At 37.1% G+C, this 22,202-nt stretch carries 23 protein-coding genes and 1 other RNA gene; 12 read left to right on the top strand and 12 right to left on the bottom strand.

The annotated features are described in order from the left end of the window. Positions 1 to 11 precede the first annotated feature (11 nt). The 7 genes from FJR08_RS17255 to FJR08_RS17225 all read left to right on the top strand — a co-directional run bounded on the left by FJR08_RS17255 (position 12) and on the right by FJR08_RS17225 (position 9,728). Complete coding sequence (locus tag FJR08_RS17255) at positions 12 to 1,142, top strand: succinylglutamate desuccinylase/aspartoacylase family protein (protein WP_015079309.1); 1,131 nt, start codon at positions 12 to 14, stop codon at positions 1,140 to 1,142. 1 nt (position 1,143) lies between these two features. Beyond that, positions 1,144 to 1,530: a hypothetical protein gene (locus tag FJR08_RS17250; protein ID WP_174783140.1), complete on the top strand. Its 387-nt coding sequence runs from the start codon at positions 1,144 to 1,146 to the stop codon at positions 1,528 to 1,530. A 472-nt stretch (positions 1,531 to 2,002) separates the two neighbouring features. After that, a complete protein-coding gene (locus tag FJR08_RS17245; RefSeq protein ID WP_168633990.1) occupies positions 2,003 to 2,464 on the top strand; it encodes a lasso peptide biosynthesis B2 protein in 462 nt (153 codons plus the stop codon). A 60-nt stretch (positions 2,465 to 2,524) separates the two neighbouring features. After that, complete coding sequence (locus FJR08_RS17240; RefSeq protein ID WP_168633989.1) at positions 2,525 to 3,247, top strand: NHLP leader peptide family RiPP precursor; 723 nt, start codon at positions 2,525 to 2,527, stop codon at positions 3,245 to 3,247. 88 nt (positions 3,248 to 3,335) lie between these two features. Next, positions 3,336 to 6,644: a type 2 lanthipeptide synthetase LanM family protein gene (locus FJR08_RS17235; RefSeq protein WP_168633988.1), complete on the top strand. Its 3,309-nt coding sequence runs from the start codon at positions 3,336 to 3,338 to the stop codon at positions 6,642 to 6,644. Between the two features lie 53 nt (positions 6,645 to 6,697). Further along, complete coding sequence (locus FJR08_RS17230) at positions 6,698 to 8,533, top strand: ABC transporter ATP-binding protein (protein WP_168633987.1); 1,836 nt, start codon at positions 6,698 to 6,700, stop codon at positions 8,531 to 8,533. Continuing rightward, entirely contained in the window at positions 8,493 to 9,728 is a 1,236-nt protein-coding gene (locus FJR08_RS17225; protein WP_168633986.1) for a nucleotidyltransferase family protein, read from the top strand. The genes FJR08_RS17230 and FJR08_RS17225 overlap by 41 nt, the downstream gene beginning before the upstream one ends. 386 nt (positions 9,729 to 10,114) lie before the next feature. On the opposite strand, the gene FJR08_RS17220 is transcribed toward FJR08_RS17225, so the two are convergent. Further along, positions 10,115 to 11,113 carry a CHAD domain-containing protein gene (locus tag FJR08_RS17220; protein ID WP_168633985.1) on the bottom strand — a complete coding sequence of 333 codons (999 nt, stop codon included), beginning with the start codon at positions 11,111 to 11,113 and terminating at the stop codon, positions 10,115 to 10,117. A gap of 148 nt (positions 11,114 to 11,261) precedes the next feature. Further along, positions 11,262 to 11,666, bottom strand: a complete 405-nt coding sequence (locus FJR08_RS17215; protein WP_015079300.1) for an NIL domain-containing protein — start codon at positions 11,664 to 11,666, stop codon at positions 11,262 to 11,264. A 53-nt stretch (positions 11,667 to 11,719) separates the two neighbouring features. Here FJR08_RS17215 and FJR08_RS17210 point away from each other — a divergent pair, with 53 nt between their 5' ends. Beyond that, positions 11,720 to 12,286, top strand: a complete 567-nt coding sequence (locus FJR08_RS17210) for a thioredoxin family protein (RefSeq protein ID WP_015079299.1) — start codon at positions 11,720 to 11,722, stop codon at positions 12,284 to 12,286. Between the two features lie 135 nt (positions 12,287 to 12,421). On the opposite strand, the gene FJR08_RS17205 is transcribed toward FJR08_RS17210, so the two are convergent. After that, a complete protein-coding gene (locus tag FJR08_RS17205) occupies positions 12,422 to 12,907 on the bottom strand; it encodes a hypothetical protein (protein ID WP_168633984.1) in 486 nt (161 codons plus the stop codon). Further along, complete coding sequence (locus FJR08_RS17200; protein WP_168633983.1) at positions 12,904 to 13,278, bottom strand: nucleotidyltransferase family protein; 375 nt, start codon at positions 13,276 to 13,278, stop codon at positions 12,904 to 12,906. The genes FJR08_RS17205 and FJR08_RS17200 overlap by 4 nt, the downstream gene beginning before the upstream one ends. A gap of 141 nt (positions 13,279 to 13,419) precedes the next feature. On the opposite strand from FJR08_RS17200, the gene FJR08_RS17195 reads away from it, so the two are divergent. Both FJR08_RS17195 and FJR08_RS17190 read left to right on the top strand, forming a co-directional pair. Beyond that, the gene (locus FJR08_RS17195; RefSeq protein WP_168633982.1) at positions 13,420 to 14,655 is read left to right on the top strand and encodes an LL-diaminopimelate aminotransferase; all 1,236 of its coding nucleotides are present in this window, start codon (positions 13,420 to 13,422) and stop codon (positions 14,653 to 14,655) included. A gap of 67 nt (positions 14,656 to 14,722) precedes the next feature. After that, the gene (locus FJR08_RS17190; RefSeq protein ID WP_168633981.1) at positions 14,723 to 15,370 is read left to right on the top strand and encodes a Uma2 family endonuclease; all 648 of its coding nucleotides are present in this window, start codon (positions 14,723 to 14,725) and stop codon (positions 15,368 to 15,370) included. On the opposite strand, the gene FJR08_RS17185 is transcribed toward FJR08_RS17190, so the two are convergent. Then, the gene (locus tag FJR08_RS17185) at positions 15,367 to 15,510 is read right to left on the bottom strand and encodes a hypothetical protein (RefSeq protein WP_168633980.1); all 144 of its coding nucleotides are present in this window, start codon (positions 15,508 to 15,510) and stop codon (positions 15,367 to 15,369) included. The genes FJR08_RS17190 and FJR08_RS17185 overlap by 4 nt on opposite strands. Before the next feature lie 3 nt (positions 15,511 to 15,513). Then, the gene (locus FJR08_RS17180; RefSeq protein WP_217357530.1) at positions 15,514 to 16,242 is read right to left on the bottom strand and encodes an ABC transporter permease; all 729 of its coding nucleotides are present in this window, start codon (positions 16,240 to 16,242) and stop codon (positions 15,514 to 15,516) included. Positions 16,243 to 16,609: 367 nt separating this feature from the next. On the opposite strand from FJR08_RS17180, the gene FJR08_RS17175 reads away from it, so the two are divergent. Continuing rightward, positions 16,610 to 17,683 carry a glycosyltransferase family 4 protein gene (locus tag FJR08_RS17175; RefSeq protein ID WP_015079294.1) on the top strand — a complete coding sequence of 358 codons (1,074 nt, stop codon included), beginning with the start codon at positions 16,610 to 16,612 and terminating at the stop codon, positions 17,681 to 17,683. A gap of 48 nt (positions 17,684 to 17,731) precedes the next feature. Here FJR08_RS17175 and queF read toward each other — a convergent pair whose 3' ends face one another. The 5 genes from queF to FJR08_RS17150 form a co-directional block, all read right to left on the bottom strand. Then, positions 17,732 to 18,187 (bottom strand): preQ(1) synthase, encoded by a 456-nt coding sequence (queF, locus tag FJR08_RS17170; RefSeq protein WP_168633978.1) that lies wholly within the window; start codon positions 18,185 to 18,187, stop codon positions 17,732 to 17,734. Between the two features lie 169 nt (positions 18,188 to 18,356). After that, on the bottom strand, positions 18,357 to 18,779 hold the full coding sequence (locus FJR08_RS17165; protein WP_015079292.1) for a hypothetical protein: 423 nt from the start codon (positions 18,777 to 18,779) through the stop codon (positions 18,357 to 18,359). Between the two features lie 156 nt (positions 18,780 to 18,935). Continuing rightward, positions 18,936 to 19,337 (bottom strand): phasin family protein, encoded by a 402-nt coding sequence (locus FJR08_RS17160; protein WP_015079291.1) that lies wholly within the window; start codon positions 19,335 to 19,337, stop codon positions 18,936 to 18,938. A 25-nt stretch (positions 19,338 to 19,362) separates the two neighbouring features. Beyond that, positions 19,363 to 19,459, bottom strand: an RNA gene (gene ffs / locus FJR08_RS17155) — signal recognition particle sRNA small type. Positions 19,460 to 19,496: 37 nt separating this feature from the next. Further along, on the bottom strand, positions 19,497 to 19,763 hold the full coding sequence (locus FJR08_RS17150; protein WP_015079290.1) for a YciI family protein: 267 nt from the start codon (positions 19,761 to 19,763) through the stop codon (positions 19,497 to 19,499). 345 nt (positions 19,764 to 20,108) lie between these two features. On the opposite strand from FJR08_RS17150, the gene FJR08_RS17145 reads away from it, so the two are divergent. Beyond that, positions 20,109 to 20,894 (top strand): glycoside hydrolase family protein, encoded by a 786-nt coding sequence (locus tag FJR08_RS17145; protein ID WP_168633977.1) that lies wholly within the window; start codon positions 20,109 to 20,111, stop codon positions 20,892 to 20,894. 61 nt (positions 20,895 to 20,955) lie between these two features. Here the strand turns inward: FJR08_RS17145 and FJR08_RS17140 are convergent, their stop codons facing one another. Next, positions 20,956 to 22,179, bottom strand: a complete 1,224-nt coding sequence (locus FJR08_RS17140) for a ribulose bisphosphate carboxylase small subunit (RefSeq protein ID WP_168633976.1) — start codon at positions 22,177 to 22,179, stop codon at positions 20,956 to 20,958. Between the last annotated feature and the right edge of the window lie 23 nt (positions 22,180 to 22,202).

Raw genomic sequence — 22,202 nt, 5'->3', positions numbered from 1 at the left:
GGATTTGATTGATGATTCCTACTATTTCCACTATTCCCCTTTTTCAACTTGCTTCTGGTGAGTTTCTTTCTCTTCAAGTATATAAATTTGTTGGTGCTAAATCTGGTAAAAAAGTATATATCCAATCTAACTTACACGGTGCGGAAATTGTTGGTAATGCTGTCATTTACCAAATTATTGATTTCTTAACGACATTAAATAATACTCAGATAATAGGAGAAATTTGGCTTGTACCTGTTTGTAATCCCTTAGCTGTTAACCAACGAACTCATAATTTTTCAACAGGTAGATTCAATGTTTACGATAGTCAAAATTGGAATAGAATTTTTTGGGATTATGAAAAAAAACATGATGATATAGAAGAATTTGCTCGTTCTCAAATTGGTTTAGATATAGATACAATTAAATATAACTTTTCCCAAAAAATTCAAACTAGTTTCAATAGTCTTTTAGATAAAATAAATGCCCCTAGCAGTGTCCAATTAACTGATAAATATCGTTATAAGCTGCAATCTCTGTATTTAGATGCAGACTACGTAATTGATTTACATAGTCACACTGGAGAAGGAATAGAATACCTTTATTATTTCCGAAATCGAGAAGATAGTGCTAATTTATTTCTTCTAGATTATAGCATTTTATTCGATGAATATGATGGTGATGCTTTTGATGAATCATTTATCAAACCCTGGTTAGCTTTAGAGAATGCTTTGTTAAAATTAACCGGACAAAAAATGAGATTTGATAAAGAAGCATGGACATTAGAATTAGGAACGGGAATGCAAATGAATGCAGATTCAGTAACTAAAGGAGTGAGCGGAATTAAAAATTATTTAACTCAAAAAAGTATTTTAGAAATACAGGATTTAACCCAATCAAAAACTATATATCATCAAACAAATTTTCGTTCACTTAGTCAACTAAAAAAATATTGGAGTCCCGTAGGAGGAATGATTTTATCTAAAGCTGCATTAGGTACTTCAGTAAATCAGGGAGATTTGCTATATCAAGTTCTGACATTCAATAAAATCGGTGAATTACCCACAACTATTCATGTTTATGCTGAGAAAACAGGCTTGGTTTATGATATATCAATAAATAACTCTGTTAACGAGGGAGAATTTGTATTAGCGACCATGTAGTTTGTCATGGAAAACATTTAACACAGAATTATTAAATCTATTAATTCATCTGCGTTTATTTGCGTTTATCTGCGTTCAAATGTTGATTCTTAAAAATGAAATTACCATTCGTCCTATGAAAGATGATATCCATGATTATCAATTAATAGAAAAATGGCGTAGTGATGAAAAAGTATTACAATTTTATGGTGGTAGAGATAATCCTTATGATTTAGAAAAAGTAATAGAAACTTATCAACCTAGAATCAAAGGAGAAGAATCTCTAATTTACTGTATTTTCTCTTATCAAAATCGAGAAATCGGTTATTTACAATATTATGATTTGGATAAATTACCAGAAAATATCAGACAAATGTACTGTCTAGAAAAAACGGCGTTGCTGAATTGAGGGATGAAAAGCAAAAATTCCATGTCTGAAACTCTTAAACTTTGCGCCTTTGCGCCTTTGTGTGAGGCAAATTCATACTTTCATTCACCAATGCCGAAAAAACAGATATTCTAAAACCTGAACGATGAACTGGATTTCCCCCCTTCTTTGTCAGGGAATCCTCTATTTTATTGAGTATTTATACTTATTTTCCCAACCGGCTGTTTTTTAGCCAGAGGTAATGGCTAGAAAATAGTTATTTTGTACTATATTTTGAATTCCAAAATCAGGTTTGTAACGTTTTGTTACGCAATCAACATTTATGAACATAGTCCGTACCATACTTAATTATACAATTTAACTATTACTCAATTCAAATATTTACTTCTACCCAGGCATTCATTTAATAAATACCAAGAATTAAGGGGGTTAACTGCAAATTTCTTCTATCGGGTTGCCTAGGGATGGAATTTATTGGCCAATTTACAAATTAATGAAAAAGTTCCGTAAATTTTTCAGTCTGAATAGGAGCGATCGCGTGCTTCTGTTTAAGGTTGTGTTTCTACTGGGAACAATCAGGTTAGCGTTAAAATTGCTACCGTTTGGTCAATTGCGGGGTCTTTTGGCAAAGATTTCACAGCCAAGGGCTAATTTGCCAGGAACAGACGAGGCTGATGTCAACAAAGTGGTTTGGGCGGTGAGGGTGGCTAGTCCCTATTTACGGGCAATCTGTCTGCCTCAAGCTTTGGCTACGCAGGTTTTGTTGGCTCGGCGTGGTTTTTCTTCTGAGCTACGCATTGGTTTCACGAGGGCTACGGGTGGGCGGATGTCGGCTCATGCTTGGGTGGAATGTCAAGGGCGAGTGGCGATCGGTGGCACGGGGAATATGGCTGGTTATATTCTGGTGCCGTTGTCGGAGGAGATGGTTCGGGATGGCTGGTGTTTATTTTCTTGAATAAATGTCGGTTTATGATTTTTAAGTTCATTTTTAGTCACAATAGTTGAGGTAACGATTATGAGTAACGAAAAACAGTTTTCCCAAGGGTTTACGCCTAATTTGCCTTTGTGGTCTTTTCAGTTTCAGAAGGATTCTAAGTTGGCGTTAAAGACTCGCAAGGATTTGGAGATTCATTTAATTACTCGTGCTTTGAAAGATGAGTCGTTTCGGGCTGAGTTGATTGCGAATCCCAAGGCTGTCATTGAGCAAGAAATAGGCTCTAAGTTGCCTGATGAGCTTGAGATTACGGTGTTGGAGGAGACGGAGGATACTATTTATATGGTATTGCCTTGTAATCCTTATGAGGGTGTTTCTGAGGAGGAGTTACAGGCGAATTTGGGGATGAGTTATGAGGATGTTGCTTTGTGGGTTTTGGAGCAACAGAGAAATAGTATCTTAGATGAAGAATACACTACAGCTATACTTAGCAAATGCTGGAAAGATGAGCATTTTAAAGATGCTTGGCTAAACAATTCAACAGAGATTCTCAAAAAGGAATTTGAGTTAGAAATCCCAGTAAAAATAAAAATTAAAGCCATAGAAGAGACGACAAAAAAGACTTATGTGGTACTACCAAACTTATTAGCAAATAACTTTAACTACTTAGTAGAAATGCCTAATATAATTGACATTGCTGGATCTTCCTTGGGAAGTTCTCAGCCTCAACCTCAGACGACTGTGCCTTGTACAATAGTAATATCAGTTCTCTTCTGTCCAACTTCTACGCATAATGCTTATTAAGCTAATCGAATAGCTTTTAAAATTATCTATTGCATAGACAACGATTAAACTTTTCATATTTTCTTTATTTCAGACAAGGTTGTAAGTTATGAAATTTTCAACAGAAGATTTATTAGAAATTGTAGCGAAATCAACAACTATTATGGAGCGCTTGAATTCAAAAAGTTGTTTTGAAAAAAAGTATGAAGAAAAACCGATAAACTCAAGATTACAAGAATGGTGTCAAGTAGTTGCTGATGGGGATTGGATAAAATTTGAAAAATATTTAGAACTCTATGACATAAAACTTGAAAAGATTGATTGTATTTTAGGATCTGAAATTATACCTAAGCAATCTGAACCAATTAATCTGCCTAAATGGATAGAAATTTTAAATGAAAGTATAGAAATTGCTAAAATGGGTTCTTTTAAAGATTTATCAACTAAAAATAATAATAATGCTCTTAACTCCAATTATCCATTTGAAGATTTATTTTTGCCTTTTATTCATCTCGCTAGACAAAACCTGATTTCTCAGACAGGAACAAACTACCAATTGCTTTCTCAAGATGCTCATACTAGCCTTGAGCAAAACTTATTAGCAAGATTATCTTATATGTGCGCCCCCACTTTAGAACTAGAATTTTCAACATTCAAAGTTTTAAGGCAATCAACAATTATTAGTTTATGCAATAAATCTAAAAAGGGCTACTCTCGCAAAAAATATGAAGAATTTATCAAAGAAATGCTACACTCACGTTTAACTTTATTCTTTAAAGAATATCCTGTTCTAGCTCGTTTAGTGGGAACTACAATTAACTTTTGGATTGATTCAAGTGCCAAGTTTATTGACAGATTAGCTTTAGATTGGACTGAGCTTAAAAAAATATTTTCAGAAGATTTCAAAAAAGTTATTGGTGTACAACCTGGACTTTCTGACTATCATAACAATGGAAATTCAGTAATGATCATACAGTTTGACTCAGGTTTAAAGCTTGTATATAAACCAAAGAATTTAGATCTAGAAATTTGCTATTTTAAATTATTATCTTGGTTAAACAAACAAAGTATTTTGTTACCATTAAAAGTTCTTAAGATTCTTCATCGCTCAGATTATGGATGGGTAGAGTTTGTCAACAGTTTACCATGTAAAAATATTGAAGAGATTAAGCGATTTTATTATAGAAGCGGTATGCAATTATGTCTAGCGTATGTTCTAGAAGCAACAGATCTTCATAACGAAAATGTTATTGCTTGTTCAGAACATCCTGTCTTGATTGATTTAGAAACTTTGATGCATCCTCGAATGAGAGAAGCTAATGACATAAGAGAAAGCTTGGAAATGGCCTATACAACCTATCAAGAAATTTTACATTCTGTAATGAATACAGGGTTGTTGCCTCAATGGCATTCGCCTTTTCAAGAGTCCCATATTCAAGAAGATATCCATGTATATGATCCTAGTGGATTAGGGGGATTTGATCAACAAAGAACTTTTTTCCGAGTACGCCAATGGAGAAATATAAACACGGATAACATGGAATTAAGCTATGACCATGAAACTTGTTCTGAAATAAAAGAAAATCAACATCTAAATCTAAATAATGTACCAATTCTAAATGATCTCAAAGTACCTCCAACTCATTTTCTTGAAGAAATTATTCATGGATTTAAAACTTTATACTATTTTTTGATAGATAAAAAAAATGAATTATTACAAATAAATAGCCCATTACACGAATTTTATAACGCGCCAGTTCGATTTGTTTTTCGCCCTACTTATGCTTATACTTTACTTTTGGAAAAATTAAATCATCCCAAATTTATGAGAGATGGGATAGAACGAAGTCTTCAACTGGAGAGTTTGAGTAAACTTTTACTCTCGTCTAATTTTGCGCTTCTGTTGATTCCTCTTGTAGAAGAAGAAAAAGAAGCAATGGAACAATATGATATTCCACGAATCTTGGCTAGTTCAGATTGTTCAAATTTCAGTTTTGGATCAAATAAAGTGATAAAAAACTGTTTTACCTCTTCTAGCTTTGAAGTTGTAGTAGAACGAATAAAAAGCTTAAGCAATAATGATTTAGAAAAAAATATAAGTTTTATTGAAGGTTCGTTTTTTTCGAGATTTACCATTAATGAATCTAATTATTCATTATCTACTCCAAATAATAGTTTTAATAATATAGCTTGTCAAAATTCGGAGCAAATACAAGAAATATTAGTAGAGCAATCGATAAAAATTGGCATCTCTCTAAAAAAGCGGGCAGTTTATTCGTTAAATGGCTGTACTAATTGGATTGCACCTCAGTATTCTCCTAGACTTTGTAAATATCAACTAAATTCACTTTCTTGGAATTTGTATGAAGGCTCTTTGGGCGTAGCATTATTTTTCGCAGCATTAGGAAAGACAACAAATGATACCGAATTTATTCAACTTGCTTTATCTTCTCTGAAGCCCTTGCTCATGGTTTTACAAGAAGAAAAAGATGTTACTCATTCAGAATATTTCGTTGAAATGAATGGAATTTTGGGTTATGGCTCTATTGTATATACTCTAGTGCGAATTGCCAAAATTTTGGAAAATGAAATGCTTCTAAGTGCATCTGAAAAAGTTGCGGCAATGATTACACCTGATTTAATTACTAATGATCAGCAATTTGATATTATAGGTGGAGTAGCCGGAACTATCTTAGGTCTTATAGCACTTTATGATGTTTTTCCTAATCAAAAATTAAAAAATCAAATTACTCTATGTGGGGAGCATTTGTTGAACAATCGTGTCAGTAGTGACTCAGGATATAAAACCTGGAAAACTTTAAATGGCAAATTATTGACTGGATTTTCTCATGGAGCCGCTGGAATCGCTTACTCTCTTCTACGTTTATATAAAATTAGTGGTCAAACTATTTTTTTAGAAGCCGCTCAAGAATCTATCTCTTACGAACGGAGTGTTTTTAATAGAGAAGTTGGCAATTGGCCTGATTTTAGGTTCCCCTCAACAGAGGATTTGAAATATCAATGTGGCTGGGCTCATGGATCTCCGGGAATCGGTTTAGCAAGGGTGGCTGGACTAGATATTTTAAACACCGATGAAATTCAACAAGATATTGAAAGTGCTATTAAAACGACAATGTTATACGGGTTAAGTAATTTAGATCATCTTTGCAATGGTAATTTAAGTCGAGTCGAATTCTTATTTACTGCTGCTCAAAAATCATCTCGACCTCAGTTACAAGAAATAGCCATGACCCAAGTTGAGGGAATTATAGCTCGTGCAAAGCAGAAGGGCAATTTTGGCTATGAGCAATTTTTGAGTTTTAATCCTGTTTTTTTTGAGGGAGCAGCAGGGATTGGCTACCAATTTTTGAGATTAGCATATCCAGACATTTTACCATCCGTACTGATATTAGAGTAACTCTTGACTACTTCTTTACCCACCAGAATTTTTCAAAATACTTATGGCGGCTCATGACTCCCTCCCCCTACAAATTAAAACTCTCCCCTCCCCAAATCAAACAAAAAATTCAAAGAGCCTTACAACTCAATCGCGCCCTAAAACTCATTTGGCAAAGTAGCCCCACCTGGACGATCGCCCGCCTAATCCTGCTCACCGTCCAGAGTATCCTGCCGCTACTTTCACTCTACCTAATGAAAGTAATCATTGATACCGTAGCCGCCAACCTAAACACCAAAACCACCGCCCTTTCCCAAATATTTCTCCTCATTGCCCTCACAGGAATCATCAACCTGATTATTGCCCTCAGTAGCTCCCTCAGCGAACTCATCAACACCACCCAAACCGAACTCGTCACCGACTATATGTACGGCATCGTCCATGCCAAAGCCATTGAAATAGACCTAGAATACTACGAAAACGCCCAATACCACGACACCCTGCAACGCGCCCAACGAGAAGCCTACTTCCGTCCCCCCCATATCCTCAATAGCCTCCTCCAACTCATCGGGAACAGCTTCTCCCTCATCGCCATAGCAGGACTGCTTTTTTGGTTCCACTGGGAAATCACCGCCATCCTCTTCATCGCCACCCTCCCTGGACTTTTTGTACGCCTCAAATATGCCGACGAAATGTACCAATGGAAACATAAACGCACCGCCACCGAACGCAAAACCTATTACCTAGACTGGCTACTCACCAATAGCCTATTTGCCAAAGAAATCCGACTCTTTGGACTTGGTTCCCTCTTCAGTCGCCGCTTTCGTCACCTCAGAAAACAACTTTACCGAGAAAGCCTTGCCATCTCCCAACGCAACGCTCTCAATGGTCTCATCGCCCAAACCAGTTCCATCCTCGCCATCTATGGTTCCTATGCCGTCATTGCCTACCAAACCATCCAGGGACACTTTACTCTCGGCGACTTGATCATGTATTACCAAGCCTTCCAACGCGGTCAAAGTTCCCTTCAGGGAGTCTTTAGTAGCCTAGCTGGCCTTTATGAAGACAACCTTTTTCTCGCCAATCTCCACGAATTCCTCGACCTCCAACCCAAAATCCTCGAACCCACCCATCCCCAACCTATCCCCCCATTACAACAAAAAGGCATTCAATTTCACAACGTTAGCTTTCAATATCCCACCAGTAACCGCCAGGGATTAACCAATATTTCCCTCAATATTCCACCAGGCAAAACAGTCGCCTTAGTCGGTGAAAACGGCGCAGGCAAAACTACCCTCATCAAACTGCTGTGCCGACTCTATGACCCCAGCGAAGGACATATCACCTTTGAAGGGCAAGACCTGCGCTCCTTTGGCCTTTCCGACCTCCGCCGCCAAATTGGAGTCATTTTCCAAGACTACGCCAAATATCATCTCACCGCCCAAGAAAATATCTGGCTAGGCAACATTGACCTTCCCCCAGGCGATCGGCGCATCACCGAAGCCGCCCGTCAATCAGGAGCCGATGAAGTCATTACTGGACTTCCCGATAACTACGAAACCATATTAGGCTCTTGGTTTGAAACAGGAGAAGAACTCAGCATTGGCCAATGGCAAAAAATCGCCCTAGCCCGTGCCTTTCTCCGCAATGCCCAAATCCTCATTCTTGATGAACCCAGTAGTTCTCTCGATGCCAAAGCCGAAGAAGAAATCTTCCAAAAATTCCGTCAACTTATCCAAGGTCAAACCGCGATCCTCATCAGCCATCGCTTATCCACCGTCAAAATGAGCGATCATATTTATTTCCTCGAAAATGGCAAAATTATCGAAAGTGGAACCCATCCAGAACTAATGCAATTAGGCGGTCACTATGCCCATCTCTTTGAAACCCAAGCCCAACATTATCGATAAAAACAATATGACGAGTATTTCCGTTGCTCAACCCCACCTATCGATTAAAAAATCAGCCCAAACCACTCGCCCCGAAATCGAGTTACTGCTCTGCTGTGCCAGAACCCACCCCTCTCCCGAAATCAGCCAACAAATCCAAACCCTAGTTCAGCAAACCCTCGACTGGCCATACCTTATCCAAACCGCAGCTCGTCATAGTGTTCTCCCTCTCCTCTATCAAAACCTTAAAACCCTCTGTCCAGAAGCCGTCCCCAAACCCGTCCTGTCCGAACTCCGCAATTTCTTTCATACCAACGCGGCTCGCAACCTTTTCCTTACCCAAGAACTTCTCAAAATTCTTAAACTATTTCAAGATAATGATATCCCTGCTATTCCTTTTAAAGGACCTGTTCTAGCGGCTGCAATTTATGGTAATTTGGCTCTACGACAATTCGGCGATTTAGATATTTGGGTTGACAGCAAAGATTTTCTGACAGCGATTGACCTCCTTACTGCTCAGGGATACCAAACATCCAAAACATCATTAATACAAACAGGGCTAAGGAGACTTGCGCTATACAAACTCTATATTGAATACAATGCCCACGAGTATCCCCTCAACAGCATCGATAATCGAGTCCACATTGATATTCACAAAAGTATTACCAGCAAAAGCTTTTTCCTATTTCAACTTGATTTTGAATATCTATGGAAGCGTCTTGAGCCAATTTCTCTTTTTGGCACAGAAGTACCTAACTTGCATCCCGAAGATTTGTTGTTAATTCTCTGTGTACATGGTTCCAAACATGGCTGGGAAAGACTGGGATGGATCTGTGATGTTGCTGAGTTTGTTCTAGTCTATCAGCAGATGGAGTGGAAACTCCTAATCGAGCAAGCAAAAACCCTCGGTTGTGAACGAATGCTTTTGATGGGTCTATTGCTTGCACAACAACTTTTAGGTATTGATCTACCAGAACCCATTCATCAAAGCATTGAGGCAAATCCAACAAGTAAATTATTGGCTATGCAAGTGCGCCAGGGACTTTTTCATGACAGTTTAATTTTTGAAGCTAGTTCAAAATTTAGCTACGGTTTCAGAATGATGGAACGCCCACAGGATAAATTCCGTTATTCTGTCGGATTCATCATCAATAAGAGCTTCATACCTATCCTTATAGCCATTAGAGATTTTATTATAAAGTTGAAGCAAATTTAGATCCTCTGCATTCAGGATATTATCTCAAGCTTGGCGTTAAAACCCACATTTCGCACTTCATTTTGTAATATACTAAACACGGGTGAGATTTAAACTTTTGCCAAATGACAAAGAACCCAGATGTGTAGGGGTTTAGCAGTGCTAAACCCCTACGTTTAGAATCAAACAATCAAGCCGTTTTGAGTATACATCAAGATTACCAATATCGGGCTAATAATGGTCAGATAGCGATTCCTAGGTCGCGCTTCGCGATCGCATTACCACCAGGAAAAATCAGGATTAATACTTAATAAAACTATCCTAATTTGGTAACATTTTTGAAGCATAAATATGTGACATTTTGAAGTGCGGAATGCCGATTATTATATATTTAAACATACCATGAATTAATCTCTCTCTTCTTGTTTAAGATTTACCAACGTCGGTTGTAATACTACTAAATGTAAATTATATCTAGTATCTGCTTGCAAATAACGTTGTTGAAGTGGTTGCCATTCTTGCCATAATTGATAACGATTTGCGGCTAATAGGGTCGTTAACCCACGTAATTGAGTATCCAGTTCTGATTTGAATATATTTTCTAACCATTCATGTAAAACCATATTATCTTGGATCATTCCCAAGATTTCTTGGATGCTTTTAATATCATGAAGATGTGCGGTAAAAGACTCACCATATAATTCAGTAAATAACTCCATTTGGTAGCGGAGACCTTTGGCTTGTTTCCGTAAACTATGCAAAGTTTTACCTTCTATTTTCAGATGTTCTTCTAATTGCTTGGGTGTCCATTTTGTTTGCACTACTATTTCTGATTTAACAATTTTAGTCCCAATTAACCATCCTGGATGTAAGCAAAATTCACTAACTTCTGGTGAGAGTAAATCTGGTAACACATGATAAATTGGTACTGATGAAAAACTTTGATAGCTGGGATTTTTTAACCAATGTTCACATTCATTTTTAAAAGATTTATAAACTTCATCTTGAAATATATTCTGCACATGAGAAACGGCAATTTCTCGTTGTTTATGCAATTCCTTAAAAGCGGTTTCTAGAGATTTTTGTTCTTTTTCAAGTAAATGCGGTTTGTAATTCTTTTCCAGAATTTCTGCAAGCACATCTAAATCTCTGAGACCACCCAAAATTCTAGCAAGGTTACCAATATTTTTATCACTAACTAATTTTGGTAAAAATAAATATCTCTCGAATCTACTAACAGCAGTTCGTAAGCGCCGCATTCCCACACGCATTTGGTGGAGTGGTTCTGGATCTTCGTCTTTTTTAACTGCTTTTTCCCATTTTATGGTTTTTTCAAAATGGTTTTCAATGGCTTGATGTGCAGTTTCACCAAGAGTTTTGATAGATGTTTCTGAAGGAATTTTCATAAATAAAAAAAATTAGCAATATAGCAATCCCAAATAAGATACAGGTATTTCTCTTCCCTCTCTTCCTCTGCGCTCTCTGCGTCTCTGTGGTTCGTTACCTCCATTTCCCGTAAGGGATACACAAATCAAATAGAATTGCTCATAATATCTAAAGATTAGTGGAAATAGCTTGTACCGGACAAGTAGGAATACATTGTTCGCAAACAATACAGCGTGATCGCACAAAAGTGAGTTTATATGTCTCTGGATTAATAGCCAAGGCTTCAGTCGGACAAACCCCCGTACATAAACCACAGTGAACGCATACATCCTCATCAATGATAATTTCACCTAAACCCAGGGAAACATGAATATGTTGCGATCGCATCCATTCAATTGCTGCATCTAACTGATCAATGTCTCCCAATAATTCTACTACCAGTTTACCAATTTGATTCGGGGCAACTTGGGCGCGAATAATATTCGCAGCGACATTAAAATCCTTTGCTAGTCGGTAGGTAACAGGCATTTGAATCGCCCGTTTGGGAAAAGTCAGGGTAACTCTTTTTTTCATTATGTGAGAAAACAGTAAGATGAACTAAGTTAATAAGTCTTAATAAATTGATTATGAGTACCCAAGCCCCTGTAAATTCTAGTAACCGCATCAAAAACTTCTTAATTGCCATTGTAGCGATCGCTTTGGGAGTTGCCCTCTTCCTGGGACTTAAAACTGATTCTACCTCAGTTTCCCTGGCGGAATTGGGTAAAACTGCTATTCCCTTAGAAGTAGCCCTCAGCAACGGAAAACCTTCTCTAGTCGAGTTTTATGCCGATTGGTGTACAGTTTGTCAGAAAATGACTCCCGACATGGCCAAACTCAGAGAAAAGTACAATAACAACCTGAATTTTGTGATGTTGAATGTTGATAATACCAAATGGTTGCCAGAAATGCTCAAATATCGAGTAGATGGCATTCCGCACTTTGTATTTTTGGGTAAACAAGGAGAAACCATCGCTGAAACCATTGGTGATATTCCCCGCACCATTATGGCTAGTAATTTAGAAGCTTTAATTACTGGTTCTACCCTTCCCCATATTCAAGGTAATGGTAAAACTTCGCAATTTTCCGCCTCAGTCGCCACAGATGGAAATCAAGATGATCCTCGCAGTCATGGTAGCCAAGTTGTAAATTAGGTAAACTAAATCTACCATTTATAATTTCATTACTTCTAACTGGTAAATAGGTTAACCTAATTAAATGTAAAATCATCAAAAACTATAACTAATATATATCCCTGACTTTATTAATAAGTTAGGGATATGATATTTCTATCTATCAATTTCTAAACTAAGGGAATCACAAAAATCTTCAATTTCTCTAATCAAATCATCATAAAAATTGAATACTTGATTTACAACATCTAGAACTCGTTGTTCTTTTAACTGATAAGAATACACACTTCTAACTACATGACGAAACCGTCGTAACTCATCCAAAATCAATAACGCATTTTCTGAAATGACAGCTTGTCTGATACCAGGTAAATCAACAGACATTTGTTCTAATAACTCACTATGCCATTTGTCACCTGTAGGTTTGCGATAATCAATTTGATTAGCAATAACTTGAAAAATACGTTCTACGCCTGTATAAAATCCATGTAAGTTAAGAGCAATTGCATCAACTAGAGCTTCTTGATAAATTTCTATTTCTTGATTTTCTAGTTCCTTAACAAACTTATCAAGTTGTTTTTTGGTTTCTTGAATTTTAATCACTTCTTCAGTGATTCGTTCCCTAACTACAGCAGAATTCATAAATCTATTCCTTGATAAATTGCTTTTAAAATATGAGGTTTGGCATTTTGAAATTCTACCAAATCAATTTCAAAAGGATGTCCTTCATCTAGAGTAGCCCACGCTTTAAAATAATCTTTTTCTGGTAAACCCCAAACAGCTAAATCAATATCAGAACGCCAACTCATTTGTTGATGATCCAATAAAGAACCGAATAAGACAACTTTTTCTGCGCCAAATCTTTCTTTCAAGATTTTGGCACATTGTCGCGCAATTTTTAAACCTTGTTTTTGTCGTTCCTGCATAGCAACTAGAAACTGAGGACGATTTTTTCTAGCCTCTAAAACCTCTTGGATAATTCGTTGTTTAGTAGCTTCATTAATGAGACTCATAGTTTCTCAAATATGGGAATTTTCTAAAATAATTATAACTTAAAGTTTCAGATCTCTGACTTCTTGAAGGAGTCAGGGATCTTTTTATTTCTGTCCTCAAAGTAAAATAGTGTATGATTATCTTTTTTCTCAAAATTTACTATGGCTACAATTAACGACAACTACCTGAAACTCAAAGCTGGTTATCTGTTTCCAGAAATTGCGCGTCGGGTAAATGCCTTTGCCCAAGCTAACCCTGATGCTAAAATTATCCGTCTGGGGATTGGTGATGTCACCGAACCCTTACCAGAAGCTTGTCGCACAGCCATGATTAAAGCTGTAGAAGATATGGGCGATCGCTCAAGTTTTAAAGGATATGGTCCAGAACAAGGTTATAATTGGTTAAGGGAGAAAATCGCCACCCACGACTTCCAGGCACGGGGAGCAGCCATAGAAGCCGATGAAATCTTTATTTCCGACGGTTCTAAATGCGATTCTGGCAACATTTTAGATATTTTTGGCAAAAATAACGTTATCGCCGTTACTGACCCAGTATATCCGGTTTACGTAGATACTAACGTTATGGCGGGTAATACGGGAGACGTGAATGAAAAAGGCGAATATGGTGGTTTAGTTTATTTACCTGTTACTGCTGAAAACAACTTTACAGCCGAAATTCCTAGCCAAAAAGTTGATTTAATTTATCTTTGCTTTCCTAATAATCCCACAGGTGCAACTGCTACGAAAGAACATTTGCAAGCATGGGTAAATTATGCCAAAGCTAACGGTTCAATTATCTTTTTTGATGCTGCTTATGAAGCATTTATTACAGATCCTAGCTTACCTCATTCTATTTTTGAAATAGAAGGTGCGAGAGATTGTGCAATTGAATTTCGTTCTTTCTCTAAAAATGCTGGTTTTACCGGAACTCGTTGCGCTTTAACTGTTGTTCCCAAAACCCTCACAGCTAAAGCCGCTGACGGTTCTAATGTGGAAATTTGGAAACTCTGGAATCGTCGTCAATCTACCAAATTTAATGGCGTTTCCTACATTATTCAACGGGGTGCAGAAGCAGTTTATTCAGAAGCAGGACAAGCACAAATCAAAGCTTTGGTAAACTTCTATTTAGACAATGCCAAAATCATCCGCGAAGAACTCACAAACGCTGGTTTAAGTGTTTATGGTGGAGTCAATGCACCTTATGTATGGGTGAAAACTCCCCATGGTTTATCTAGTTGGGAATTTTTCGATAAATTATTAGAAACTGTGAATGTGGTGGGTACTCCCGGTTCTGGTTTTGGTGCTGCGGGTGAGGGTTATTTCCGCATTTCTGCCTTTAATAGTCGGGAAAATGTGGAAGAAGCCATGAAACGGATCACCGCTAAGTTTAAGGTGTAGAATATTGTGGTGGGTAATTCCCACCCTACTTTTTGTTAGACTTAATCTATCAAGAATAATAAATGCTATGAGTGTAGCGATTCCTATTTTCAAAGCCGTTAGCCAGATGCAATTAACACCTGGTAGTACAGTTACTATTCCAGATGTTACCTGGGAAGAATTTGAGGCGATTTTACAAGAACTAGGAGAAAAAAGAGCTTCACGAATTGCCTACAATCAAGGTAATTTAGAAATTATGGTCCCTTTACCTGAGCATGAAATTTCCAAAGATTTAATTTCTGATATTGTCAAAATATTGCTGAAAGCTAAAGAAATTAAATATCAACCTTTTGGTTCAACAACTTTCAAAAAACAAGGTACAGCAGGAATTGAACCAGATGCTTGTTTTTATATTCAAAATTATCAACAAATGATTGGTTTGCGGAGGTTACAACCTGATCATCTACCACCAGATTTAGCAATAGAAATTGATGTGACATCAAAAACAACTCTTGATGCTTATGAAGCTATTGGAGTTCCAGAATTATGGATATATGATAGTGGTAAATTGGCTATTTATTTGTTGAAAAATGGTAAATATATCAAATCTGATCAAAGTCCCTATTTTGAAGATATACCTATTACTCAGATTATCCCTAATGTGATAAAAAGGAGTTGGGAAGTAGGCAGTTTTCAGGCTTTGGAAGAATTTGCAGCCATGATCACAACTACTTAAATTGAGGAACTATTTTCATTAGGTAAAGTTTTTTGTAAATCACAATAACTTTTAATAATGTTATCTGACCCCCATAAAATTAAATCATCTGTAATCTCCTTAAAGTCTTTGGTAAAAATTTCCTGTATTTCTTTCATCATTCCCTATTCTCTCCTTTCCCCCGCAGTTCTAATCAATTCCCCTATCAAAGCCACAATAGCAGTCGTAGAAATTAACATCACACTTAAAGCATTAATATCCGGTTTGACTCCCGTTCTAATGCGGCTAAAAATTTCCATTGGTAAGGTATTAGTCCCACTTCCCGCAGTAAAACTAGCAATTAAAAAATCATCCAAACTCAATACAAAAGCCAATAAACACCCAGAAATAATCCCCGGCATTAATTGCGGTAATAAAACTAAAATAAAGGCTTGTATGGGGGTTGCACCTAAATCTAATGCTGCTTCTTCTAGATGAGGATTAATATTATTCATCCGCGCAGACACTACCAAACCCACATAGGATAGACAAAAAACAATATGGGCAGCGATAATAGTCCATATACTCAAAGGAATAGCAAAAGCCGCTAAACATACTAGTGTCGAAACAGCGATCGCAATATCAGGAATTAATAAGGGTAAATAGGCAATTCCCTGATATAATTTCTTACCAGGAAAATCATAACGTGCCAACCCCACAGCCATTAATGTTCCGAACACTGCGGAAACTCCTACTGCACAAAAAGCCACCAACAAACTATTATATAACCCGGATAAAATCCGTTCGTCATTAAATAGTTTTCCATACCATTCTAAGGTAAATCCTTGCCATTTAGCGCTGTAAGGTGACTGATTAAAACTATAAAAAGCCAGTACCAAAATAGGTAGGTACATAAACACAAATATAACTAGTGCAAAAACTGCCTGCCAGGAAACACGCGGTTTATTTATTTGTTTGTATATATTCATTTTACTTAATATATGCAACTATTTATTTATCGTTATATATTATACTTATTTTTGTCTTTCAAGTCAAGTTCAAAATCCCAAATATAACAATTATATTTTGTCTAATTTATTTCTTAAGTATCAGACATTGACATTACCTCAGATAGACAAAATATATCAAATATAAAGCATAAGATTTGGTAGTACAATCATGAATAAGGGCGGTTTTTTTACTTTTAGCTATTTCCTGTTAGCTATTCAATTTATTTTCAAATAACTGGAAATAGAAATCGGATATTTTAGGAGATTGATAATGAAAATTGCTCAAATCGCTCCACTGTGGGAGAGAGTACCACCACCAGCTTATGGTGGAATAGAATTGGTAGTGGGGTTATTAACTGATGAATTAGTCCGTCGAGGACACGAAGTGACATTATTTGCATCAGGAGATTCTTTAACTTTAGCCAAATTAATATCAGTTCATCCCCGCGCTTTAAGGCTAGATTCTACTATCAGAGATTCAAGTATTTATGAATTTCTACAAATAGCATCAGTCTATGAAAAAGCCGCAGATTTCGATATTATTCATTCCCACATGGGAGTCGCAACATTAACATCTGCAAACCTGGTAACAACTCCTACGGTGCATACCTTACATGGCATTTTCACACCAGACAATGAAAAAATATTTAAACATTGTCGAAAACAGCCTTATATTAGTATCTCTAATTCTCAAAAAGAACCCAGATTAGGATTAAACTATGTAGACACTGTTTATAATGGCATTGATGTTAGTAGTTATGAATTTTATCCTCAACCAACAGAACCATCTTATTTAGCTTTTTTAGGCAGAATGTCTCCAGAAAAAGGACCACATTTAGCAATTGAAATTGCTAAAAAAACTGGACGGAAGTTAAAACTTGCAGGTAAAGTAGATTTGGTAGATTGGGAATATTTTGAACAAAAAGTTAAACCGCATATTGATGGTCAGCAAATTGAATATTTAGGTGAAGCCAATCATCTCCAAAAAAATGCCCTTATGGGTGGTGCTTATGCAACTTTATTCCCAATTACTTGGCGAGAACCTTTTGGTTTAGTCATGGTAGAATCAATGGCATCAGGTACGCCTGTAATTGCCATGCGAATGGGTTCAACAGCAGAAGTGATTGTTAACGGGGAAACAGGTTTTCTCTGTGATAATGTCGAAGAATGTATTAATGCTATTGATCAAGTCAGGAGTTTAAATCGTTACGCTTGTCGTCAATATGTGGAAGAACATTTTAGTGTTCAGCAAATGACTGATGGTTATGAAGCAGTTTATCAAAAGCTAATTGCAGAAAAATTAGCGCGACAAAATGGTTTTTCTCGCACTGCTTTAGTGAGTTAGTAGGGGTGGGGTTTCCCCACCCAGAGAACTTCTTTCTAACTGCCTTTCTTACTCCTGACTCCTGACTCCTGACTCCTGACTCCTGCTATAAACACCTTTCTGATGTTTGACTTCAACTACTGTATGCACATTCCCACGAGGGGTAAAATCTGTTTTCACGGTGACTTCTAAAGGATCACAAGCAGCGACAAAATCATCTAAAATTTGATTGGCTGTTTCTTCATGGGAGATATAGCGATCGCGGTAGCTGTTAATATAAAGCTTGAGTGCCTTCAACTCTACTACCCTTTCATCTGGAATGTATGTAATATAAATGGTCGCAAAGTCAGGATAACCGGAAAAAGGACATTTACAAGTAAATTCCGGTAAAGTAATATTAACGTCATAGCGTCGCCCAATGCGGGGGTTCGGAAATGTAATTAATTTCCCTTCCGCAATTTCGCGTTCACCATATTTCATTTCTTGACTTACTGGAGATACAGTTTCAGGTGCAAAGTTACTCATTATATTAGTAAAAAGAAATGCAGAGATTCACAATTATTAACTTAACAGTTTTTAACATTTCTCTCCAGCTTAATGAGTTATTTACTAGGCATCTCCGGTAATTGTGCGTGGTTTGAAACCCTTGTAGAGACGTTCTATAGAACGTCTTTACATTCATTTTCGGAGAGGTCTACTCAATTTCTTTTTCCCAGTCAGGACAATTTTTATCATCCCAACCATGAGGGTGCATAGCACAGACTAACAAATTACCGCTATAAACCTGGCCATGATAGTTACTACAACCAATACAAGCAGCATTTTTTTCTAGTGTAGCTTCTACTTGATATGGAAAACCAGGATCTATATCTTCGGTGATATCTTCCAGTTCCCAGTAAATCTCCAAAATTGGTTCGGCTAAATCTTGTAAAAACTGTTCGTGCAACGTAGCTAAAGTATCAATATCAGCCTCAAATGCGCTTTGTACTTCTTCAGTAATCTGTTCCGTAACCTCAAAAAAAGCGTCTATCATGTCATTCACTCCGAGGAAGAACTGCTCTACTTCATCAGCCACGGTTTCGATCATGTCTATTAAGTCTTTTTGCCACTCTTCCATAACTTATACTCTCAAAGGCTGAAAACATGATGCTAAACGCCGTCTGACTGAAAGTTATAGAGTCTACGGTTAGTAATTGCAACTAAAACCATCTTGGGTATAGCGTCATTTTTCTAGAATTAAAAGTTACTGATACCCAAGGTGAAAATTTTATCTTTACGGTTTGCGTTGCAGCCGTTTTAACTCTTCCTGTAGTTCTAGCACTTGATCGCGGAGATGATCTACGTTATCGCCATTTTCTTTATTTTCTTTTTTCGCCTCTTTCACACTAGGCTCTTCGTCATCATCTATGATATTTATCCGACGAGGTTCGGAAGGGGGTGTTTTTTCAGGCGTTTGTCCAGAAGTTGGTTGCTGTTGAGCTTGCTTCATCATATCTTCAACGAAGCGACGAGCCTCTTCTGTGTTCATCTCGCCTTTAGCCACCATTTCATCTGCTAATTTCTGGACTTGCGATCGCAGTTCGGCTAATTTTCCGCCAGCTTTTTCGCCAGCGTAAGAAGCTAACCCAACGCCGAGATAAAAAGCTTTTTGTACAATATCTCCAAAACCAGGCATTGCTGCTGAAAGCTCCTACAAATAAGGCGACCCGGAGACTACGCCTACCACAAGCATCCCTTATTGCTGCTACCTTCCGGTCCTGACAAGATTTGGGCGTTGAAGTTGCATAGATCCAGGTCTTTCATCATCATAACACTAAAATTCAAAATTTGTGTACTATTCCACAACAATTCGCCATTCAAATAATTGGTAGCTGACACAATCGTTCTGTACCAAGGGATCAGCCAATACTATTGCTTGTGCTTCATCCATTGATGCCGCCTCAAATAACATCATTCCACCACCCTTTTGCGCCCAATAACCTGTTTTAGCTTTGTGTCCTTTAGTAATCAACTCTTGAACATAGGCTCTGTGAGCGGGTACATATTGGTCAAAGGTGGGTTTATCAAGCTTACCAGTTTCAATTTTAACAAACCAAGGCATATTTCAGATCGGGATTTTTAGATTAGCAATGTTTCATTTAGTCTAAAATATCATGATTTGTTATCGTATTCCCGCTAATTCATATATTTTTGTGATTTATGTAATATTTAAGATTACACATTTATCCTGTATACTTAGTGAGTAAAAGTTAAGAATAAAATGAGTCTGAAAACAGACAACTAGTAAATAAAAAACTCATATACAAGAAATGCACTGTGGAAATCGAGCAGGAACATTTAATTGTATGAGGATTATTTACTTGTTGCCAGAGGTAAACAGGAAATTTCGCATTGGCTTTTTTCCTAATTACCAAACTGATTAAATCAATGTCACCAGGATATAATCATGCCTAGCAAATTAAATCTCGATAGCAATGAAACTCTTAAAAAAGGTGCGAAAGGACCAAAAGTTCAACAACTACAAGAAATCTTAAAAGCACTCAATCTAGATCCAGGAATAATAGATGGTGATTTTGGCAATAATACTGTCAAAGCCGTTAAACAATTTCAAAGTCAAAAAGGGCTTGAAGCAGATGGTGTAGTCGGAAAAAATACTCAAAATGCTTTAAATAATGCTCTTGGACAAGCAACAACAAGCGCAGCATCATCTATATCATCTCCAACTTTAAACACCCCTACAAAAGGTTTTGGTGGGATAACTGGAAAACTACCACTTCCGGGTGTTCCTCTCATCAAAGAATTTGAAGGTTGTGATTTAAACGCTTATCGAGATCCTCTCAGTGGTAATTTACCTATCACCATTGGTTGGGGTACTACTAAAAAAAGAGATGGTAGTAACTGGAGATTAGGTGAAAGTATCACTCAACAAGAAGCAGATGATTTATTGATGCTTCAGTTGGAAAATAGCTATCTCCCACCTCTGCAAAAAATTCCGGTTTGGAATGAGTTAAACGCCAATCAACAGGGTGCTTTATTAAGTTTTGGTTATAACTTGGGTGCTAACTTTTACGGTAGTTCCAATTTCAAAAGTATGACTAGAGTGTTGAGAGATAAAAAGTGGGATGAAATTGAAGAAACTTTTCTAAAATACAGAAATCCTGGTAGCAATGTAGAAGCAGGATTGAAACGGAGAAGACAAGCAGAGGCTAAACTATTTTTAACTCCTGTTTAGTTAATAATTCAATCCTTGCAAAGAGGTTTAACGAAACCTCTTTACATGACAAGAATCCTATTTAATTACCATTGGGACGCTGAATAATTGTCTCTACTACTCGTCGTTTTGCTTGTGGATCAATTCCTACCAAACGCACATATTCACCGCTATATTCAGATAAACAAGCTTCTAAGGTAGAAATAGCATCGGAATGGGCATCAATTTGAAAAGAACCGCAACTTTGCCAAGAACCTGTACGAAAACGTCTTTCATCAATGTGTTCAATGCCAATTTTACAACCTTGGGCTAAAATTTGCCGAACTTGTGCTTGAGTTTCTAAACTTAAATGAGTGGGTTGATTAATCGCAGGTTTACTCACAGGAACTTCCGCAATAGGTGAAGTTGCTTGATAACCTTTACCTCGATTTAAACGATTATATTCATCCACTAAATGAGAAGTTTCCACCCGTTTTTGTTCACCAACCATAAATTTACCCGACTCAATTAAATGCGATAAAGTAAAATCTGGCTTTTTAAATGCTGGTGGACCCTCCAAACTATTGACAACTCGCAAAGAGACATTTTCAAAACCAATTTGATGGATGAAATTACGGATTTGTTCATCATAAATCCGGGAACGCAACGCACTAAAAAAGTCAATAGATTGATGAGGAAAAGTATCAACAAATTGTGCAATTTCTCTTTGTGAAAGACCATCTTCTGCAAAAATTCCTCCCACAATTCCTACCTTATCATCGCGGTTTGGTTCCCAGTAAAATTTGTCCATTCTCCCATCACGAATTAATGGTGCATAGAGAGTAGAAAAATCATTTCCGGTGACAATAATCGGGACACGACATAAAGGATTGGAGTCATAACTTCCCGGTAATTGCACATCTGTGGGATTATCAGCAATATTCATCAATGTGGCATTTACCAACTGAGTATTTACTGTATATTGAGTTCCTTCATCAAAACGTCCCGCACCAGCATCTAAATCATTAATCATCAGTACGCACATTTTCCCCCGCACTTTGATTAATTCTGCTGTTTCCCGATAACGTAACCGAATTAACCTTGCAGGATCTCCCGCGTCTGGACTTTCTAATTCTCCTCCAGATATTAAGGTGACTTCGATACCCATTTTCTCAAAAACTAACTCGCATTGAAAAGTTTTTCCCTCACCTTTGCGGCCATGAATTCCTAAAATTAAAGGAACGCGAATCCCAGGAATATTTAAGAAATTTTTGGTGATATGAACTGCAAGTTTATCAAGAAAACTAGGCGCAATGTAGTAACTCATAGAATGTATCCCTGGTTAGTTGT

It is taken from the genome of Dolichospermum sp. UHCC 0260 (genome assembly GCF_009711985.1).
Taxonomy (GTDB): domain Bacteria; phylum Cyanobacteriota; class Cyanobacteriia; order Cyanobacteriales; family Nostocaceae; genus Dolichospermum; species Dolichospermum lemmermannii.
This window is presented reverse-complemented; position numbering and strand designations above follow the sequence as displayed.

What these genes read in the sequence shown, in the direction of transcription:
- FJR08_RS17235 (WP_168633988.1), top strand. Translation starts at nt 3,336, where the DNA reads ATGAAATTTTCAACAGAAGATTTATTAGAAATTGTAGCGAAATCAACA.
- queF (WP_168633978.1), bottom strand. Translation starts at nt 18,187, where the DNA reads ATGAGTAACTTTGCACCTGAAACTGTATCTCCAGTAAGTCAAGAAATG.
- FJR08_RS17190 (WP_168633981.1), top strand. Translation starts at nt 14,723, where the DNA reads ATGAGTGTAGCGATTCCTATTTTCAAAGCCGTTAGCCAGATGCAATTA.
- FJR08_RS17160 (WP_015079291.1), bottom strand. Translation starts at nt 19,337, where the DNA reads ATGCCTGGTTTTGGAGATATTGTACAAAAAGCTTTTTATCTCGGCGTT.
- FJR08_RS17230 (WP_168633987.1), top strand. Translation starts at nt 6,698, where the DNA reads ATGACTCCCTCCCCCTACAAATTAAAACTCTCCCCTCCCCAAATCAAA.
- FJR08_RS17255 (WP_015079309.1), top strand. Translation starts at nt 12, where the DNA reads ATGATTCCTACTATTTCCACTATTCCCCTTTTTCAACTTGCTTCTGGT.
- FJR08_RS17225 (WP_168633986.1), top strand. Translation starts at nt 8,493, where the DNA reads ATGCCCATCTCTTTGAAACCCAAGCCCAACATTATCGATAAAAACAAT.
- FJR08_RS17210 (WP_015079299.1), top strand. Translation starts at nt 11,720, where the DNA reads ATGAGTACCCAAGCCCCTGTAAATTCTAGTAACCGCATCAAAAACTTC.
- FJR08_RS17150 (WP_015079290.1), bottom strand. Translation starts at nt 19,763, where the DNA reads ATGCCTTGGTTTGTTAAAATTGAAACTGGTAAGCTTGATAAACCCACC.
- FJR08_RS17195 (WP_168633982.1), top strand. Translation starts at nt 13,420, where the DNA reads ATGGCTACAATTAACGACAACTACCTGAAACTCAAAGCTGGTTATCTG.
- FJR08_RS17165 (WP_015079292.1), bottom strand. Translation starts at nt 18,779, where the DNA reads ATGGAAGAGTGGCAAAAAGACTTAATAGACATGATCGAAACCGTGGCT.
- FJR08_RS17245 (WP_168633990.1), top strand. Translation starts at nt 2,003, where the DNA reads ATGAAAAAGTTCCGTAAATTTTTCAGTCTGAATAGGAGCGATCGCGTG.
- FJR08_RS17145 (WP_168633977.1), top strand. Translation starts at nt 20,109, where the DNA reads ATGCCTAGCAAATTAAATCTCGATAGCAATGAAACTCTTAAAAAAGGT.
- FJR08_RS17240 (WP_168633989.1), top strand. Translation starts at nt 2,525, where the DNA reads ATGAGTAACGAAAAACAGTTTTCCCAAGGGTTTACGCCTAATTTGCCT.
- FJR08_RS17185 (WP_168633980.1), bottom strand. Translation starts at nt 15,510, where the DNA reads ATGATGAAAGAAATACAGGAAATTTTTACCAAAGACTTTAAGGAGATT.
- FJR08_RS17140 (WP_168633976.1), bottom strand. Translation starts at nt 22,179, where the DNA reads ATGAGTTACTACATTGCGCCTAGTTTTCTTGATAAACTTGCAGTTCAT.
- FJR08_RS17220 (WP_168633985.1), bottom strand. Translation starts at nt 11,113, where the DNA reads ATGAAAATTCCTTCAGAAACATCTATCAAAACTCTTGGTGAAACTGCA.
- FJR08_RS17205 (WP_168633984.1), bottom strand. Translation starts at nt 12,907, where the DNA reads ATGAATTCTGCTGTAGTTAGGGAACGAATCACTGAAGAAGTGATTAAA.
- FJR08_RS17175 (WP_015079294.1), top strand. Translation starts at nt 16,610, where the DNA reads ATGAAAATTGCTCAAATCGCTCCACTGTGGGAGAGAGTACCACCACCA.
- FJR08_RS17180 (WP_217357530.1), bottom strand. Translation starts at nt 16,242, where the DNA reads ATGTACCTACCTATTTTGGTACTGGCTTTTTATAGTTTTAATCAGTCA.
- FJR08_RS17200 (WP_168633983.1), bottom strand. Translation starts at nt 13,278, where the DNA reads ATGAGTCTCATTAATGAAGCTACTAAACAACGAATTATCCAAGAGGTT.
- FJR08_RS17215 (WP_015079300.1), bottom strand. Translation starts at nt 11,666, where the DNA reads ATGAAAAAAAGAGTTACCCTGACTTTTCCCAAACGGGCGATTCAAATG.